This window comes from Leisingera daeponensis (assembly GCF_019801465.1).
Classification (GTDB): domain Bacteria; phylum Pseudomonadota; class Alphaproteobacteria; order Rhodobacterales; family Rhodobacteraceae; genus Leisingera; species Leisingera daeponensis_A.
On the sequence record NZ_JAHVJA010000001.1, the window covers coordinates 83,535 to 99,472 of the forward strand.

Annotated in this window: 15 protein-coding genes; 1 reads left to right on the plus strand and 14 read right to left on the minus strand. The window is 63.0% G+C overall.

Features of this window, described 5'->3' with window-relative positions:
* Positions 1-284: 284 nt before the first annotated feature.
* The 7 genes from KUV26_RS00425 to KUV26_RS00455 all read right to left on the minus strand — a co-directional run bounded on the left by KUV26_RS00425 (position 285) and on the right by KUV26_RS00455 (position 7,235).
* Positions 285-944 carry a hypothetical protein gene (locus KUV26_RS00425; protein WP_222506972.1) on the minus strand — a complete coding sequence of 220 codons (660 nt, stop codon included), beginning with the start codon at positions 942-944 and terminating at the stop codon, positions 285-287.
* Between the two features lie 3 nt (positions 945-947).
* Positions 948-2,348, minus strand: a complete 1,401-nt coding sequence (locus KUV26_RS00430; protein ID WP_222502699.1) for a selenium-binding protein SBP56-related protein — start codon at positions 2,346-2,348, stop codon at positions 948-950.
* Positions 2,349-2,613: 265 nt separating this feature from the next.
* On the minus strand, positions 2,614-3,294 hold the full coding sequence (locus KUV26_RS00435) for a Hint domain-containing protein (protein ID WP_222506973.1): 681 nt from the start codon (positions 3,292-3,294) through the stop codon (positions 2,614-2,616).
* Positions 3,295-3,681: 387 nt separating this feature from the next.
* Positions 3,682-4,236, minus strand: a complete 555-nt coding sequence (locus KUV26_RS00440) for a CvpA family protein (RefSeq protein ID WP_222502176.1) — start codon at positions 4,234-4,236, stop codon at positions 3,682-3,684.
* Between the two features lie 42 nt (positions 4,237-4,278).
* Positions 4,279-5,640, minus strand: a complete 1,362-nt coding sequence (gene radA / locus KUV26_RS00445) for a DNA repair protein RadA (RefSeq protein ID WP_222502177.1) — start codon at positions 5,638-5,640, stop codon at positions 4,279-4,281.
* A 213-nt stretch (positions 5,641-5,853) separates the two neighbouring features.
* Positions 5,854-6,636, minus strand: coding sequence for a DNA repair protein (locus tag KUV26_RS00450; RefSeq protein WP_222506974.1), 783 nt, complete (start codon positions 6,634-6,636; stop codon positions 5,854-5,856).
* Positions 6,637-6,782: 146 nt separating this feature from the next.
* Positions 6,783-7,235, minus strand: coding sequence for a paraquat-inducible protein A (locus tag KUV26_RS00455; protein WP_222506975.1), 453 nt, complete (start codon positions 7,233-7,235; stop codon positions 6,783-6,785).
* Positions 7,236-7,385: 150 nt separating this feature from the next.
* Between KUV26_RS00455 and KUV26_RS00460 the strand changes: the two genes are divergently transcribed.
* Positions 7,386-8,009: a hypothetical protein gene (locus KUV26_RS00460; RefSeq protein ID WP_222506976.1), complete on the plus strand. Its 624-nt coding sequence runs from the start codon at positions 7,386-7,388 to the stop codon at positions 8,007-8,009.
* A gap of 8 nt (positions 8,010-8,017) precedes the next feature.
* Here the strand turns inward: KUV26_RS00460 and KUV26_RS00465 are convergent, their stop codons facing one another.
* From KUV26_RS00465 to KUV26_RS00495, 7 genes are all read right to left on the minus strand, one after another.
* On the minus strand, positions 8,018-8,764 hold the full coding sequence (locus KUV26_RS00465; RefSeq protein WP_222506977.1) for an ABC transporter ATP-binding protein: 747 nt from the start codon (positions 8,762-8,764) through the stop codon (positions 8,018-8,020).
* Positions 8,761-9,543, minus strand: coding sequence for an MlaE family ABC transporter permease (locus KUV26_RS00470; RefSeq protein WP_222502182.1), 783 nt, complete (start codon positions 9,541-9,543; stop codon positions 8,761-8,763). Before KUV26_RS00470 ends, KUV26_RS00465 begins: the two co-directional genes overlap by 4 nt.
* On the minus strand, positions 9,540-10,577 hold the full coding sequence (gene alr / locus KUV26_RS00475) for an alanine racemase (RefSeq protein ID WP_222502183.1): 1,038 nt from the start codon (positions 10,575-10,577) through the stop codon (positions 9,540-9,542). The genes KUV26_RS00470 and alr overlap by 4 nt, the downstream gene beginning before the upstream one ends.
* A gap of 113 nt (positions 10,578-10,690) precedes the next feature.
* Positions 10,691-11,683, minus strand: a complete 993-nt coding sequence (locus KUV26_RS00480; protein ID WP_315900044.1) for an agmatine deiminase family protein — start codon at positions 11,681-11,683, stop codon at positions 10,691-10,693.
* 76 nt (positions 11,684-11,759) lie between these two features.
* Entirely contained in the window at positions 11,760-13,286 is a 1,527-nt protein-coding gene (locus KUV26_RS00485) for a replicative DNA helicase (RefSeq protein WP_222502185.1), read from the minus strand.
* Between the two features lie 333 nt (positions 13,287-13,619).
* Positions 13,620-14,297 carry an orotate phosphoribosyltransferase gene (locus KUV26_RS00490; RefSeq protein WP_222507490.1) on the minus strand — a complete coding sequence of 226 codons (678 nt, stop codon included), beginning with the start codon at positions 14,295-14,297 and terminating at the stop codon, positions 13,620-13,622.
* 115 nt (positions 14,298-14,412) lie between these two features.
* Positions 14,413-15,927 (minus strand): calcium-binding protein, encoded by a 1,515-nt coding sequence (locus tag KUV26_RS00495; protein ID WP_222506979.1) that lies wholly within the window; start codon positions 15,925-15,927, stop codon positions 14,413-14,415.
* Positions 15,928-15,938: the final 11 nt, after the last annotated feature.

Genomic DNA, 15,938 nt, shown 5'->3' on the forward strand with positions numbered 1-15,938 from the left:
GCGCCAATCCTGCCGCGCCAAAGGTCCATGCCGGCAAAGCGTCCGGAGCCTGATGACCGGTTGCAGCCCTGCACCCCGGCGCCGCGCGCATCAGGTCAGGTCCACAAGGGCAGGCGGGCAGCGTCTGCAGCAGCGGCAAGGCGGTGTGGCTCCGAATCCGTTTCCTGTTCGCGCCCTCACATAGAGGCTTTCGCCGCTGCTGTCATCAAAGGATCACATTTCCCTTCTGCGCTGCGGCAATAGGGGTGGTTTGCCGAATGTGCGGGCAGGGCGCGCCACCGCAATCAATGCAGCGTCAGTAGCGACACCGCGCCGACCAGAACCAGGCTCAGCGCCCAGACCGCATCGAGGTTGAACCAGCCCTTGGACAGGAACTTCAGCCCCAGCCAGTGATAGATGCCAAAGGCCATGGCTCCGCCTGCGAGCGTCATCGCCAGCGTATGCGCCAGGGCCACCAGGGCGGCGATGCCCGCATTGCCTGTCATCAGCGCCCCGGCGGCGGCGTGGCCCGCGTCGGTCTGTACGGTGGCGCATATCCCTAGGTAGATTGGCACCAGCATCAGCCCGGCGCCATGCGCCATCGCAGCGAGAAACGACCATAGCGCTAGCCGCGACGGCGCCACCCGCGCCAGCACGCGCGGGTGGCGGCGGTTCCACAGCAGGTAGAGGCCAAGCGCAATAACCAAGCAGGCGGCCCCGGTCCGGATCTCCCGCTGCCATTCGACCAGCACCAGCAGCGCCGAGAACGGAAAAAGCACTGCCGCCATCGCCAGCAGATGCCCCGCGGCCAGCGCGGCCAAGGCTCGCCACAGGCTGCCCTGCGCGCGTTCCATCAGCGCAGCTGAGACCGCCAGCGGCCAGCCCATGCCGGGGTTCACACCGTGATACACACCCGAAAGCGTAACGGCCCCCCACAGGGCCGCTGCCGTGCTGATCTCTGCCACGCGTCAGGCGGAGGGGTAGCAGAAGCTATCGGTGGAGCAGTCGCCGCCCTCCAGCCGGATCTGGTGGCTGCGGTAGCCTTTGGGAAACTCGACATAGAAATCCTTGTCCAGCTCCAGCCCGCCATTTTCACCCGCTTTGGCCATCACCATCTGGCCGCCTTCGGCATCGGGGTAGAACTGGTCGTCCCAGGTGGAATAAAGCGAATTGGTCCAGTAGACCCGCTTGCCGTCGCGGCTGATCTCCACCATCTGCGGGCCATAGGCAAAATCCTTGCCGTTCGGATGCTTGGCATTCCGCGCAATGCCGCCGACCTCGACCTTGCCGGTCAGCTTGGGGTTCATCGGGTCGGAGACATCATACTGATGCATCTCGCCCAGCCCCCAGCAGGACACATAAAGGAACCTGTCGTCCATGCTCAGGTCGATGTCGGTGACCAAGGGCGGCACCGCCTCGAACCCCTGCAAGAGCGGCGGAAGGTTTTCCGGCTTCTCGGGCCGCGGGTCGATGGTGATGGTCTTCCTGGCCTCAAAAGTGCCGTCGTCCTTCTGCCACCAGGTGAAGATCGACCCTTGCAAATTGGTGGTGTCCACCACCACGCCGCAAAAACCGTAATCGCGCGAGGGATCGTGCGCGGGCCGGATTTCCAGCGCCATCTGGTGGTTTTCACCCAGGTCGATGGTCTGCACGTTCTTGCGCTGGCGCAGGTTCCAGAAGTGGATAGAATGACCGTACTTGTTGCTCAGCAGATCTTCCGGCACGATGCCGTTCTCGAACTGCGGCGGCAGCGCCCATTCCGAACTCACCATGTAGTCGCGCGGCAGGTTCCACCAGAAATCGTAATGCTTGTCCTGCTTGCCGCGGTCCATCTCGTAGCGCCCGAGGATATCGAAGGTTTCGCAATCCATGATGAAGATGCCCGGCGGTCCGTCGGTGCCGTCCTGGCCGCCGCCGCCCAGGGTCGAGACATAGATGCCCTCGGGGCCGCAATGGATGGTGTGCGGGCGGGAGTACCCGGTCTTGGCAAAAACCTCCTCCGGTTCGATGATCTTGTGGATCTTCGCCTTTAGCGGCTCCTTGACGTCGACCACATAGATCCGGCTGGAGCGGATGCCGGGAATGATCAGGTAGCGCCGTTCCAGGAACGCATGGCCCGACAGCGGCGACAGGGAGGAGGAACAGGCGTTCCAGCCGAAATGGTGAAACTCGTCGCCCTTGTTAGGCATGATCAGCTTATGCACGATCTGGCCGTATGTGTCCGACTGCGGATCGACGTCGACCACCGCCAGCCCGTCGGGCTGCGAGAAATCGGGGCTCAGCATCAGGGTGAAGGCCAGCTTCTCCGCTGGGGCCTCCATGGCAAGTTTGGGTGTTGCGTGAAATGTTGGGTCGGGCCGCAAGTTCATCGTCAAATCCTCCCTATGTACCGGGCGCAGGGTGTTCTGCTGCATGGTCCGCGCCTGCGGAGGATGCTGGCACACATCGAAATCACGGGCAATTTTTTTCGCGAAGCGGGTGGCGGGGGAACGCGCGTTCCGCTCAGGAGGCGGTCCTGCGTGCTTCGCAGGCATTTTTTTCTGGTCGGGGCCGTGCCTGCCGCTCCGCCAGCCGCCAAAGAAGGGGCCCGCGCAATGGCGGGCCTGAGGGGGGAGGAAACTGGTGCGGCGGGGATCAGGCCGCCAGGATACGGTCCAGCAGGTTGTCCAGCGGGCTGGGCAGGCGGGCGTCAACCGCGCCCATGCCGGTCTGCGACAGCGCACGGCCTTCGTCGCTGGCCAGAACCTGACGGGTCTCGGTTAGGGACAGCTGGTGAAAAGCGGAATCCTCGGCGGCGTCACCGGCGGGCAGCAGCATGCCGCTCTCGGCCCAGACCAGTTCTTCCTCTTCGAATTCGAAATGGATGCGGCCCAGACGCTCCGGCGCGGCTGCGGTAATGCCCTTGTAGCCGGCCAGCGCGATCAGCTTGGCGATGACAACCGGCAGGCCGAACAGGCGTTCCGCGGTGTCCATCTCCAGCGCCACTTTCTGGTCGGAGGGCAGCATCAGGTCGGTGTCATTGCCCAGGGCGCCAGCCGGGATGTGCATCAGCGTGGTCAGGCGCGGCACAGCGTGCTTCACCGCCTTCACTTCCTGGGCGCCGCCATCAAAGGTGAACACCATGTCGCCGGGTTTGACGTCGCGGGCCTGCTTGAAGCCCTCTGCGGTCTCCACCAGCGTGCCGGGCAGGAAGCCGCCACTGCGGATGCGGGCGCGCTTGGCGGCCGGTTTCGGGGACTGCGGCAGCGGATTGGTCAGCAGCAGCACATCAACCGGCAGGTAGTCGGCGAAATCTGTGGTGTGGTCCAGCTGCATTTTGATGTCCCTTCTGAGCGTCTTCGTCCCGGCGTCCTGCCGTTGAAGCCATATCGCCCCCGAATTGGGACCAAATTGGGGCAGGCTTGCGTCGCATTTCGGGATGGCGCGAAATTTTGGGGACAAAACCGGTTTTTTCCCGGGGATTGTTAACCTTTCCGCGGCGCGGGCTGAGGATTTGTTAAGACTCTCCGCAATTTTTGAGACACCAGAATGAGGGCCGAAATCCCCGATTCTCTTTGGTTAACAAAGTGTTAATTCGGGGTTGCGCTGTTAACTGCACCCGGCTGCATCCTGTGGATAACTGTGTGAACGCATTGAAACCAAAGCAAAACGGGCGCCCCTAGGGCGCCCGCGCTTCTGTCTCTTGGTGGTAATTCCTTGGAATTACTGCCCGCAGGCGCCGATCAGAGCTTCGTATTGCTCGGTGACCCAGCCCAGGGCCTGTTCCGGATTGCGTTCCTCGATCTTGCCGGTCAAGCGCGCAAACACCTCGGCAGAGCGGCTTTCGTCAACGATTGTGAAGCTCTGCCCGGTCATCACCACATCATAGAGGAAGAAGGCAATCGCAATCAGAAGAATACCGCGCAGCACCCCGAAGAAGAAGCCTGCGCCCTGATCCAGTCCGCCAAGCGCGGAGCGCTGCACCAGGGTGGAGAACAGCGGCGTGAAGAAGGAGACCACGATCAGCGCCAGCGCAAACACCGCCGCAAAGGCGGCAATGATCGACAATTCGCAGCTGTCGGCGATGAAGTCGCCAATGACCGGGATTTCCGCCATCAATGGCTCGACCTGCGGCGCAAAGATGAAGGCCAGCACACCCGCGGCGATCCAGCCGGCGATGGCCATCGCCTCGCGCACAAAACCGCGCGAATAGGCCAGCAGCGCCGATACCACGATGACCAGGGCCACGACCCCGTCGATGATTGTGAAACCTTCCATGTCCCTCGCCCGTTTGCCTGCGATCTCAAAATTTTTGCGACTTTAGCCGGCCCCGAAAAATTCGCCAACAAAACCTGCCAGATCGCCTGACTTTCTGAGGTTCAGGCCGTTCACGGACACGGTTTTGCTGCCGCCAGGGGCAATCGCCGCCGTGAAACCAAGTTTTTGCGCTTCTTTCAACCTGTTTTCGGTCTGCGGTGCAGGCCGGAGCGCGCCGGATAGCGAAATTTCTCCGAAAACCACCGTATCGGCGGGCAAGGCGACGTCTTCCCGCGCACTCAGCAGCGCTGCCGCCACGGCAAGGTCTGCCGCAGGTTCGGAGATCTTCATGCCGCCCGCCACGTTCAGGTACACGTCGAGGCCGGCAAAGGGGATGCCGCAGCGGGCCTCCAGCACCGCGAGGATCATCGCCAGCCGGGACGAGTCCCAGCCGACGACCGCGCGGCGCGGCTGCGAATGCGGCGACGGCGCGATCAGCGCCTGCATTTCCACCAGCACCGGCCGCGTGCCCTCGATCCCCGCAAACACCACCGACCCGGGCGAGGGTTCGCCGCGTTCCGACAGGAACAAAGCAGAGGGGTTGATCACCTCGCTGAGGCCGCTGCCGGTCATCTCAAAGACGCCGATCTCATCCGCGGGGCCGAAGCGGTTCTTGACCGCCCGCAGGATGCGGAACTGGTGGCCGCGCTCGCCTTCGAAATAGAGCACCGTGTCAACCATGTGCTCGACCACCCGCGGACCCGCGATCTGCCCCTCCTTAGTGACATGGCCGACCATGACCACCGAAATCCCGTGCCGCTTGGCAAAGGTGGTCAGCTCATGCGCCGCCGCCCGCACCTGGCTGACCGAGCCGGGCGCGCTGTCCACATGATCGGCCCACATGGTCTGGATCGAGTCGATGATGGCCAGCTGCGGCTTCTCCGCCTCCAGCGTGGTGAGGATGTCGCGCAGGTTGGTCTCCGCCGCCAGCTGCACAGGCGCATCCGCCAGTCCCAGCCGCTGCGCCCGCATCCGCACCTGGGCGGAGGCCTCCTCGCCGCTGACATAGACTGTCTTGACCCCGGACAGGGCAAACCGTGCCGCAGCCTGCAGCAGCAGGGTGGATTTGCCGATGCCGGGATCGCCGCCGACCAGAATGGCGGAGGCTTCGACCAGCCCGCCGCCCAGCACCCGGTCCAGTTCCCCCACGCCGCAGCAGGCGCGCGGCGGCGGGGTTTCCCGCGTGGACAGGTCGGTCAGCTGAATGGTGCGGCCGCGCTTGACGCCCAGCGACTTCTTGGCGGGACCGGAGCTGAGCCCCTGATCCTCGGAGATGGTGTTCCACTCGCCGCAGCCCTCGCAGCGGCCCGACCATTTGGAAAAGCTGGCTCCGCAGGCGGAGCAGGAGAAAGATGTTTTTGCCATGCTGGATCAGTGGCAGATGTTTCCGTTTTGTTCAAGGGGGGCTGCGCGTGCTGCGCCGGGGGATGCGAGGCTCTGCCTCGCGCTCCGGGATATTGGGGGCGAGGTGAAGGAAGGCTCCAATCTTCATCCGGCTGATTATCTTCCGAGAACGGCACGCCGCGGCCGGGGGCAGGGCCCCGGCCGCATAGCTGCTTCTGAAGCAAGCAGAGCGTTTCAGTCGGCGCGCCGCGGCGGCTGGATCGGGACCACGCTGCCCGCCTCGGGGTCGGAGCCGTCGGGCGGCGTCTGCAGCTGTGCCGACAGTTCCGGCAGCAGCTCAAACAGCTCGCTGCGGAGCCGGGTCAGGTGCGATTTGGCGATACTTTCCTCGACTTCGACATCGCGGGTCCACTGGCGCAGCTCCTGCTGGATCACCTTGGCGTCCTCCAGCCGGGCAGTGAAGGCTTCCAGCTCCTCCTGGCGCTGCTGCAGGAACTGGCGGGCGCGGGCCACCTTGGCATCGGAGTAGACCTCTGCCAGATCGCGGCTGACCTGGCTCATCTGGGCCGCCAGCTCCAGCACCTCCGGTTCCAGTTTGGCCAGGTCAGGATGGCTGCGCAGGTAGGTGATCCGCTGCTTCACCGAGTCGAATTCCGAGGCCAGCTTGAACGTGCCGGCACGGTCGGCGGCATGCGCGGTCTGATAGGCGCGCTGCACATCCTGCATCTGCAGGGCAAAGTTCCGGTGCGAGGTTTCCAGCGCCATTATCCGCTTGTTGGCGGGCAAGAAGAACGCCAGCATCACCAGCAGCGCGGTCAGGCCTGTCTGCGCGATCATGCCGGCCTGCGGCAGCGGTTCGCCGCCGATGCCCGCCTGCAGCGTCAGCCAGGGCCAGACCCCAAGCGCCGCCAGCAGGGTCGCCGTGAGCGCCGCCAGCGCCGCAGCGCAAATGGCAAGGAACGCAACCCGCAACAGCACGGTTTGCGCGGTGAACAGGATGGATTGAATGCCGGCCATTGGCCCCCTCCAGCAGGTGCGCATGCAGCCAAGGGGCCGGCGGGGCAGGGGGGAGGCCCGGTCTGGGCGCAGCTGGCCGGTCCCATGACGATGGTTTCTCTTGTCCGGCACTATGAAATGGAGCGGTTTTCCGCCGGATCAAGGGCTTAACGCATTTCCTGCTGTGCCTGAGCGGCGCGTTCCGTCAGCATCCCCAACACAATCGACGCCAGAATGCAGCCGGTGAACAGATAGAGCCCCCAGGCGGTTTCGACAGTCGCGAGGCCAATGCCCTTGGCCAGGGTTATGTAGAGCGCGATCAGGAAGATATCGGCCATCGCCAGCTTGCCCAGCACATGCAGCACCTTCTGCACCCGCGCGTCCATCAGCTCCCATTGCACCAGCGCGGTGCCGATGGTCTTGAGGTATGGGGCGAAGATCGCAAAGAAGGTGACGATCAGCGCCAGCACCGCGTCGCTGCTCCATAAGGATTGCAGGCCGGTGATCACCGAGATCTCGCTGAGCCCGAAAATGGGCAGCAGCCCCGCCCGCATCAAGGGCGCAAACCAGGCGACGGGGTAGAGGATCAGCAGCGACAGGGTGAGGAGGCGGAGGATCATGGCGGCTCGTTTTTTGCAGGTCCGCCAAGACTTGTGCGTTTGACGCCGGATTGGAAAGGGAAAACGGCCTGGATTTGCGGTGCGGCATGTTGTTTTGAAATGTTTGAAGATAGTACTCATCGCAACCAAGTTTGAAAGAGGAAGGCTACAGTGGATACAAAATTCTGGGTCGGGACATTCATAGCGACACTTGTTGTCGTGATCCCAGCAGCTTTAGCTGGAGGGTATAAGCTAGGCCAAGACACGTCGTCTTCGAAAGTTTCCGCCCTTGAAAAACTGTTGGACGCCGAAAAGAAGGCTAACGGTATTGATAGCAGATCATTTCTTTCTCGCTTGTTGGAACTCGATAGTTCCCTTGGCGAGAAAGAAGAGTTGCTGGTGTCTTTGCGCACACTGGAAGAAGAAGTCGCGCACCAACAGGGGGCCGCGGCCGACCTTAGACAGCAACTTAGGGAAGTTCAGGCAGAGCTTGCACAGGTGAGATCAGAGCGTGAAGAGTTGTCCGCAATAATTTCTAGCGACTTTGAAAAACTTGGAGAAGTTCTCATTCCTCAATACACATCGAAGGCTCTAGTGCCTGGGAAAGTGTTTGTGGCAGTCGGTACCGTTAGTACAGACTATGCGAGGCTAACGGTGACTGGAGGAGCAACCAATCAGCAATTGCAATTAGGGCAATCGCTGCCATTTATGAGCGGTGATAATACCTGTTCTTTGATTCTGACTGGAACGAATTACGGCACAGATGCTTCGATCACCTATAGTTGTCCAAACTAAAATCTCCTTCACCGCACCGCCTCGATAGGCCCCTCGGCGCGGCCGTGGATGAACTGCTCCATGTAGGGATCGCCCGAGGCGTCCATCTCGGCCACCGGGCCGGTCCACTGGATTACCCCGCCGTGCAGCATCGCCACATTGTCGGCAATCGCCCGGACCGAGGTCATGTCGTGGGTGATGGTCATGGCGGTGGCCCCCATCTCCACCACGATCTCGCGGATCAGGTCGTTGATCACGCCCGACATGATAGGGTCGAGGCCGGTGGTCGGCTCGTCAAAGAAGATGATCTCCGGCTCGGCGGCAATCGCGCGGGCGAGGCCGACGCGTTTCTGCATGCCGCCCGACAGCTCCGCCGGGAAACGGTCGGCAACATTCGCCTTCAGCCCCACCCGGCGCAGCTTCTCGATGGCGATATCCCGCGCTTCCTCTGCCGGGCGTTTCAGCGCGCCGCGCAGCAGGCGGAAGGCCACGTTCTGCCAGACCGGCAGCGAGTCAAACAGTGCGCCGCCCTGAAACAGCATGCCGAAGCGGGCCAGAAACTTGTCGCGGTCGCCTGATCCGGCGGGCTTGCCATCGACATAGATTTCACCGCTGTCGGGCTGGATCAGCCCGAGGATGCTTTTCAGCGCCACCGATTTGCCGGTGCCGGAACCGCCGATGATCACCATCGAGGTGCCCTTGGCGATCTCCAGGTTCATGCCGTTCAGCACGCGGTTATCACCAAAGGCCTTGTGGACGTTTTCCATGCGGATCATAGCGAGAAGAACACCCCTGTGAGGACAAAGTTGGCGGCCAGGATCAGGACGGCTGCGGATTCGACCGAGCCCTTAGTGGCGCGGCCCACGCCCTGCGCGCCGCGGCCCGACTGCATGCCGTAGTAGCAGCCCATCATCGCCGCGATGGTGCCAAAGGCCGCGCCTTTGACCAGCGAGGAGATGATGTCGAGCGCCTCCAGGAAGTCTACCGTGTTCTTGAGGTAGGCAGCCGGGTTGAAGCCAAGGTTCTGCACCGCCACCGTGTAACCGCCCATGATGCCAATGATGTCGCCGACACCGACCAGCACCGGCACGGTGATCAGCGCCGCCAGAACCCGCGGTGCCACCAGGTATTTCATCGGATGGGTGGAGAGCGTGACAAGGGCGTCGATCTGCTCGGTCACCTTCATGGTGGCAATCTCGGCAGCGATGGACGAGGTCACGCGCGCCGCAATCATCAGCCCGACCAGCACCGGGCCAAGTTCCCGCACCATGCCGATGGCAACGATCTGCGGCACCACGGCCTCGGCGTTGAAACGGGCGCCGCCGGCGTAGATCTGCAGCGCCAGCGCGCCGCCGGTGAAAATCGCGGTCAGGCCAACGACGGGCAGTGACAGCCAGCCGACGTTCAGCAGTGCCTGAAAGAACTCGCGCGGATAATAGGGAGGGCGGACCATGTGGCTGAAGGCGCTGAGCGCAAACAGGGCCGCCCGGCCGACAGCGGCCAGTCCGGCCAGTGCGGTGCGGCCCAGCCGGGCCAGGAGTGCGAGCGGATTCATCCCAGATAAGTCCGTGCGTAGCGGTGGCCGGTCGAGGTCAGGATCTCATAACCGATGGTGCCTGCAGCATCGGCCAGCGTGTCCACGGTCTGCTGCTCATTGAGGATCGCCAGCATATCCGGCACCTCCGCCAGCTCCGTCACATCGACGGTAATCAGGTCCATCGAGATGCGACCCACCACGGGGCAGGGGGTCCCGCCGGCATAAACCCGGATGCCGCCATTGCCCATCGCCCGGTGCAAGCCGTCCGCGTATCCGGCGGCCACGGTGGCGATGCGGCTGGGGCGCTTTGCAGTCCAGGTGTTGCCATAGCCTGCGGTCTCGCCCGGCTCCAGGTCGCGCACCTGGATCACCGGCAGGTCCAGCTGCACCACCGGCACCGCGTCCTTGAACGGCATCCCGCCATAGAGGCCGACGCCGGGGCGGCAGAGGTCGAAGTGATAGTCAGGGCCAAGCAGTATGCCGCCGGTGGCCGCCAGAGAGCGCGGCACCTCCAGCCCGTCGGTCATGCCGCGGAAGGTTTTCAGCTGTTGCGCGTTCATCGGGTGGTCCGGCTCATCCGCGCAGGCCAGGTGCGACATCAGCAGCACCGGGTTCTGGCCCAGGGCGATCTCCGCCACCGCGGCCCACTCGCCGTGCTCCATCCCCAGCCGGTTCATGCCGCTGTCCAGCTGCACCCCGAACGGATGGCCCGGCAGGCTTTCGAAATGGCGCAGCATCTGGTCCAGCGAATTCAGCATCGGCGTCAGCTGGAAATCCTTCAGGAGCTTGGTGTCGCCCTCCATGTGACCGGAGAACACCGAGATGCCGGGACCCGGCCCCAGCGCGCGGCGCAGCGCGCCGCCTTCCTCGGCCGCGGCCACAAAGAAGTTGCGGGCGCCTGCCTTGGCCAGCGCCTTGCCCACCCGGCCTGCATCCAGACCATAGCCGTTCGCCTTGACCACCGCGGCTGTCTCGCAGCGGGTCAGCGCATCCAGATTCCGCCAGTTGGTGACCAGCGCATCCAGGTTGATTGTCAATTTTGCCGTGCTCATGGCGTGTTCATGACACGGGGAGGGCGCACGTCAAGGGGGAAAACCGCCGCAAAGGGGCGAACCGGCAGCTGCATGCCGCAATCGCCGGATCACTCGGCCATGCGCCGCGGTTTTCAGGCCGGCATCTGCTGGGTGGCGCAATGGATGCCGCCGCCAAGCTCCGCCAGCAGATCGGTGTCCAGCATCACCAGCTCGCGCCCGGGGTAGTGGCGCCGCAGCGCCTCTGTCGCCAGCGCATCGGTGCGCTTGTCGCCGCTTTGCGGCGCAATCACTCCGCCGTTGCAGACGTAAAAATTCACATAGCTGCACTGGCTGTCCGGGTCTCTGATCCGACCGGCCTCAGGCCAGGGCAGAGTGTCCACCTGGAGGCCCGCGTCCAGCAGGCGCCGCTGCAACTGGCGGGCCGAGGCATCAAAGGGATCATCCGTCACAGGAGTCTCTGCCAGCATCATCAGCACGCGGCTGTCACCGGTGAATCGCGCCAGCCCGTCGATGTGGTCGTCGGTCACATCCTGGCCCTTGACCCCCTTGCCCCAGATCAACCGGTCCGCGCCATAAGCGGCCAGCAGGGCCACTTCGATTTCTGTGCGGCCCAGGCCGGGATTGCGGTTGCTGTTCACCCAGCTGCTTTCGTTGGCCATCAAGAGGCCATGCCCGTCCGCCTCGGCGCCGCCGGCCTCGCCTGTGATGCCGCTGTCGAACAGCGGCAGCCCCAGCCGCTCCGCCACCCGTGCGGCGATGCGCTCGTCATTGGGCAGATTGTAGCGGCCCCAGCCGTTGAAATTCAGCTGCCGCACCGACAATTTCCCGTTTCCGCCGCGCCCGAACAGCGGCCCGGAGTCGCGGCACCACAGGTCATCCGCCGGAATGTCCCACAACTCCACGCTGCCGGACAGCTTGCGCCGGGCGCGGGCGTGATCTTCCGGTGCGGCCAGCATGATCACCGGCTCGAACGCGGCCACCGTATTGGCAATTCGCGCAATCTGGTTCTGAACCTGCCTGCGGTAGCGCCCGGTGCCATAGACCTCAGGCGTCACCGGCCATTGCATGAATGTCAGCTGATGCGGCGCCTCCTCGGGCGGCACCCGGCACCCGTCCTGTGCCATGCCCGGACCTCCCGCAATGGACAGCGCGCCGGCGCCCGCGGCACCGGCCATTGAGCCGGCCAGAAACCGGCGGCGGTTAATAACCGCCGTCCTCATGGCCCTGCTGCCACGCCTTGGCGAGGTTGCCGAAGCGGGTGAACTGTGCCTCAAACGACAGCTCAACCGTGCCGATGGGGCCGTGACGCTGCTTGCCGACGATGACCTCGGCCTTGGCGTGCAGCCGCTCCATCGCCTGCTTCCACTCTTCCATCTTCTCCAGCTCGTGGTCGCCGGGCTTTTCCCGTTCCTTGTAGTATTCCTCGCGGAACACGAACATCACCACATCGGCGTCCTGTTCGATCGAGCCCGATTCCCGCAGGTCCGACAGCTGCGGGCGCTTGTCCTCGCGGTTTTCCACCTGACGCGACAGCTGCGACAGCGCGATCACCGGGATGTTCAGTTCCTTGGCAATCGCCTTCATCCCCATCGAAATTTCGGCGATCTCGTTGACCCGGTTGTCGGACATGCCGCGGCAAAGCTGCAGATAGTCGATCACCAGAAGGTCCAGCCCGTGGGTCCGCTTCAGGCGGCGGGCGCGCGCGGCCAGCTGCGAGATCGGGATCGCGGGCGTGTCGTCAATGAACAGCGGGCAGCTTTCCAGGTCCTTTGCCGCCTGCACAAAGCGGCGGAATTCGCTTTCGGTCATGTCGCCCTGGCGGATCTTGTGCGAGGAAATCTCTGACGCTTCCGCCAGAATACGCCCCGCCAGCTGCTCGGCGCTCATCTCGAGCGAAAAGAAGCCCACCACGCCGCCGTCCAGCGCGCCTTCCGATCCGTCGGGTTTCACCCCGCGTTTATATGCCTTGGCGACGTTGAAGGCGATGTTGGTCGCCAGCGACGTCTTCCCCATAGAGGGGCGGCCCGCAAGGATGAGGAGGTCCGAGGGATGCAGGCCGCCAAGTTGTTTGTCGAGGTCTACCAGGCCCGTCGAGATGCCGGCCATGCCGCCGCCCCGCTGGTACGCCTCGTTGGTCACATTGACCGCTTCTGTGACGGCCTTCAGGAATGATTTGAAGCCGCTCTCCGTCTGGCCCTGCTCTGCCAGCTGGTAAAGCGCCTGCTCTGCCTCAACGATCTGCTCTTTAGGTTCTGATGCCACGTCAACGCGGCGTGCCTTGTCCGAAATCGATTGGCCCAGGGCGATCAGCTCGCGCCGGATCGCCAGGTCGTAGATCATCTGCGCGTAATCCCGCACCGCAAAGGCGGAGATCGACGCGCCCGCGAGCTTGGCCAGATAGGCCGGCCCGCCCAGTTCCTTCAGCCCCTCGTGGTCCTCCAGAAACGCCTTCAGCGTCACCGGCGAGGCCAGCGCGTTCTTGGAGATCCGCGCCGCCGCCACCTCATAGATGCGGGCGTGGACCGGGTCGTAGAAATGCGACGAATCGATGATCAGCGCGATCTTGTCGTAGACCTCATTGTTGGTCAGGATCGCGCCCAGAAGCTGCTGCTCCGCCTCCACCGAATGCGGCAGTTCATTGTCCGGCATCGCGGTCTCGGCCGGGCTGGTTTCCGGCATCGGGGCGGGGGGCGGCATATCGCCGTCGAAAGGGGTAATCTCGTTCATCACTGCTCTCGTCGCTCGGCCCGCTTATAGGCCGCAAAGGGCGTTTTTCCTATCTGGGAATCTCTGTGGATCCCTTGTGGATAACCGCATGGGCACTGTGGGCCGTTTACCATAAAAGGCCAGTAAGCCTGTCCTGTTCAGGCTACATGATGGGGGCGGGCCTGGAAAGGCCCCTAGATCTGCGGGTGAGCCGAAGAGGGAAACGATTCGGGGCAGGCTTGTCCACAGCCCGCCCCGTAACGCTTCACTTCGCGTAAAGCGGATGTCCGCCGATCCGGCTTACGGCCTCGAAACAGCGGGCAATCTGCCCCCGCCCGAAGCCCTTGATCCGCCTCAAGCTTTATGTGCTTCCTGCCAGGCGCGCGGGTCTTTCAGGAACTTTTCCACCTCGGCCAGGGTCTCGTCGCTAAAGCTTTTCTGCGCTTTTGCTTCGGCCAGAACATCCCACCAGGTGCAGAGGTAATGCAGCTCAACGCCGTGGTCGCCCAGGCGTTTGGTGGTTTCTGGGAAGATGTCGTAATAGAAGATCACCGCGGTGTGGCCGCAGGAGGCGCCGGTTTCGCGGATCGCATCCACAAAGGACAGTTTGGAGCCGCCGTCGGTGGTCATGTCCTCCACCAGCAGCACCCGCTGATCCTCGGTCATCACCCCTTCGATGCGGGCATTGCGGCCATAGCCCTTGGGCTTCTTGCGCACATAGGTCATCGGCAGCGCCATGCGCTCGGCCACCAGGGCGCCGAAGGGGATGCCGGCCGTTTCGCCGCCCGCAACATTGTCAAACGCCTCGAAACCGGCGTTGCGCATCACGGTCACCGTGAGGAAATCCATCAGCGTAGTGCGGATGCGCGGAAAGGAGATCAGCTTGCGGCAGTCGATATAGCTGGGCGAGGGCAGGCCGGAGGCCAGCGTGTAAGGCTCATCCGTGTTGAAATTCACCGCGCCGATTTCCAGCAGCATCCGGGCCGACAGCCGGGCGATTTCTTCTGTCGAGGGGTAGGAGGAGGGGATCATGGCGTCAGGCATCCTTTTCGGCAGCGGTTTTGCAGTCCTTAGCCCGGAACGCCGCAAGAATGAAGCCCTGGAAACAGGCTGGGTCTACCCGGAGAAAGCCCAGCCCAATAATGTTTCAGAAAATAAAGTCACCGGCGTCCAAATCGGAAAGCTGAACACCTGTCAGGGTGATGGTGTTCCCGCTTCTATCGTCAATAATGACGTCATTGCCCGACTGGGTCATGTGATTGTTGCGCAGATCAGTCAAGCCGGTGATACTGCTCACGGCGCTGAGATTGATCTTCTCGTTATTGTCCAGCGCATTGAAACCGCCGATGGTGTCTTTGCCGAACCCGTTTGCAAAAACAAACGTATCAGAGCCGCCGTTGCCGAAAAGCCTGTCATTACCGGCCGCACCGATCATCCGGTCATTGCCAGTGCCGCCGAAGAGAGTGTCGTTGCCTCCTCCGCCATTTAGCGTGTCATTGCCTCCGGCGCCGGCCAGCCTGTCATTATGACGGCCGCCGAGCAGGAGGTCACGGCCAACGCCGCCATTCAGCGTATCGCGGCCATCGCCGCCGTTCAGCGTGTCATTCCCTCCGTCCCCTAACAGAAGGTCGTTTCCATTTCTGCCAAGCAACCGGTCAAATCCTGCTTCTCCGTCCAGTTTGTTGGCCGCGCTATTGCCAAAGATTCTGTCGCCCTTGGCAGAACCGCGCACGTCCTCAATGCTGAACACGCGGTCCGTGTCGCCAAAGCCATCGGTCGCCGTCTGCGTCGCCAGGTCAACCTCGACACCATTAGTGCCGCCGTAGCGTGCGTCGCGGTCATAGCGGACTTCGTCCCGGCCTGACCCGCCCCGGATGGTGTCATTGCCTTCAATACCGCGGAAATAGTTTCTGCCGCCATTGCCGATGAGCAGATCATTATGGGCAGAGCCGCGCAGCATCTCGATACTGAAAAGCCGGTCAGTCCGGCCCCAGCCATCGGTTGCCTGCCCGGTCGCCAGGTTTGCGGTCACGCCATTGGGATCCCAGGTAAAGGCGACCTGATCGAAACCGCCATTGCCGCCTCGGTAGGTGTCAGCGCCTGCCGAGCTGACGAAAAAGTCGTCGCCAGCATTGCCGAAATAGGTGTCGGCGCCCGGTGTGCCCCAGAATTCATCGTGCTCAGTGGTACCGGTATGGTCTAGCGAGGCCCAGGATATGACCCGGCCGGGAGCCAGTGCGCCAGTGGGATCGGTGAGGCCGGTGATCGAGGAGTCGAAGTTGTTCCAGTCAGCAACTGAGTCTACGTCCGGCAGCGGTGCGCCGTCTAGCACGAAATAAAACTCCGTGTCAGTGGCAGGGCCGGTTTCCAAGCTGACAATCAGCACCACGCTGGTACCACCGGACCATGTCACTTGCGTAATCAGGGTCTCTTCGGAATTCACTATGAAACCCGGGTTGTCCAGGTTGACACCTCCAATGATCGCCTGGATGACATTGTCATTCATGTCGATGATTGCGACACCATCATCGTAGCCGGTAATCGAGTAGGTGAAAGTCGCGGTGGCGTTCGGAACCGTCACGTCCGCTTCGATTGTGCTAACGGCCGACGGGTCACCGTCGACAAAGTCGACCCGCGCGCCGCTGAATGTAAAAGTAGTCATACCCTTGCCCC

Bases quoted from the DNA above. Each gene is read 5' to 3' on its own strand.
- KUV26_RS00490 (WP_222507490.1), bottom strand. From the start codon at position 14,297: ATGATCCCCTCCTCCTACCCCTCGACAGAAGAAATCGCCCGGCTGTCG.
- KUV26_RS00465 (WP_222506977.1), bottom strand. From the start codon at position 8,764: ATGATCCGCATGGAAAACGTCCACAAGGCCTTTGGTGATAACCGCGTG.
- KUV26_RS00495 (WP_222506979.1), bottom strand. From the start codon at position 15,927: ATGACTACTTTTACATTCAGCGGCGCGCGGGTCGACTTTGTCGACGGT.
- KUV26_RS00455 (WP_222506975.1), bottom strand. From the start codon at position 7,235: ATGATCCTCCGCCTCCTCACCCTGTCGCTGCTGATCCTCTACCCCGTC.
- KUV26_RS00485 (WP_222502185.1), bottom strand. From the start codon at position 13,286: ATGAACGAGATTACCCCTTTCGACGGCGATATGCCGCCCCCCGCCCCG.
- KUV26_RS00430 (WP_222502699.1), bottom strand. From the start codon at position 2,348: ATGAACTTGCGGCCCGACCCAACATTTCACGCAACACCCAAACTTGCC.
- KUV26_RS00450 (WP_222506974.1), bottom strand. From the start codon at position 6,636: ATGGCCGGCATTCAATCCATCCTGTTCACCGCGCAAACCGTGCTGTTG.
- KUV26_RS00470 (WP_222502182.1), bottom strand. From the start codon at position 9,543: ATGAATCCGCTCGCACTCCTGGCCCGGCTGGGCCGCACCGCACTGGCC.
- KUV26_RS00440 (WP_222502176.1), bottom strand. From the start codon at position 4,236: ATGGAAGGTTTCACAATCATCGACGGGGTCGTGGCCCTGGTCATCGTG.
- KUV26_RS00435 (WP_222506973.1), bottom strand. From the start codon at position 3,294: ATGCAGCTGGACCACACCACAGATTTCGCCGACTACCTGCCGGTTGAT.
- radA (WP_222502177.1), bottom strand. From the start codon at position 5,640: ATGGCAAAAACATCTTTCTCCTGCTCCGCCTGCGGAGCCAGCTTTTCC.
- KUV26_RS00480 (WP_315900044.1), bottom strand. From the start codon at position 11,683: ATGGCACAGGACGGGTGCCGGGTGCCGCCCGAGGAGGCGCCGCATCAG.
- alr (WP_222502183.1), bottom strand. From the start codon at position 10,577: ATGAGCACGGCAAAATTGACAATCAACCTGGATGCGCTGGTCACCAAC.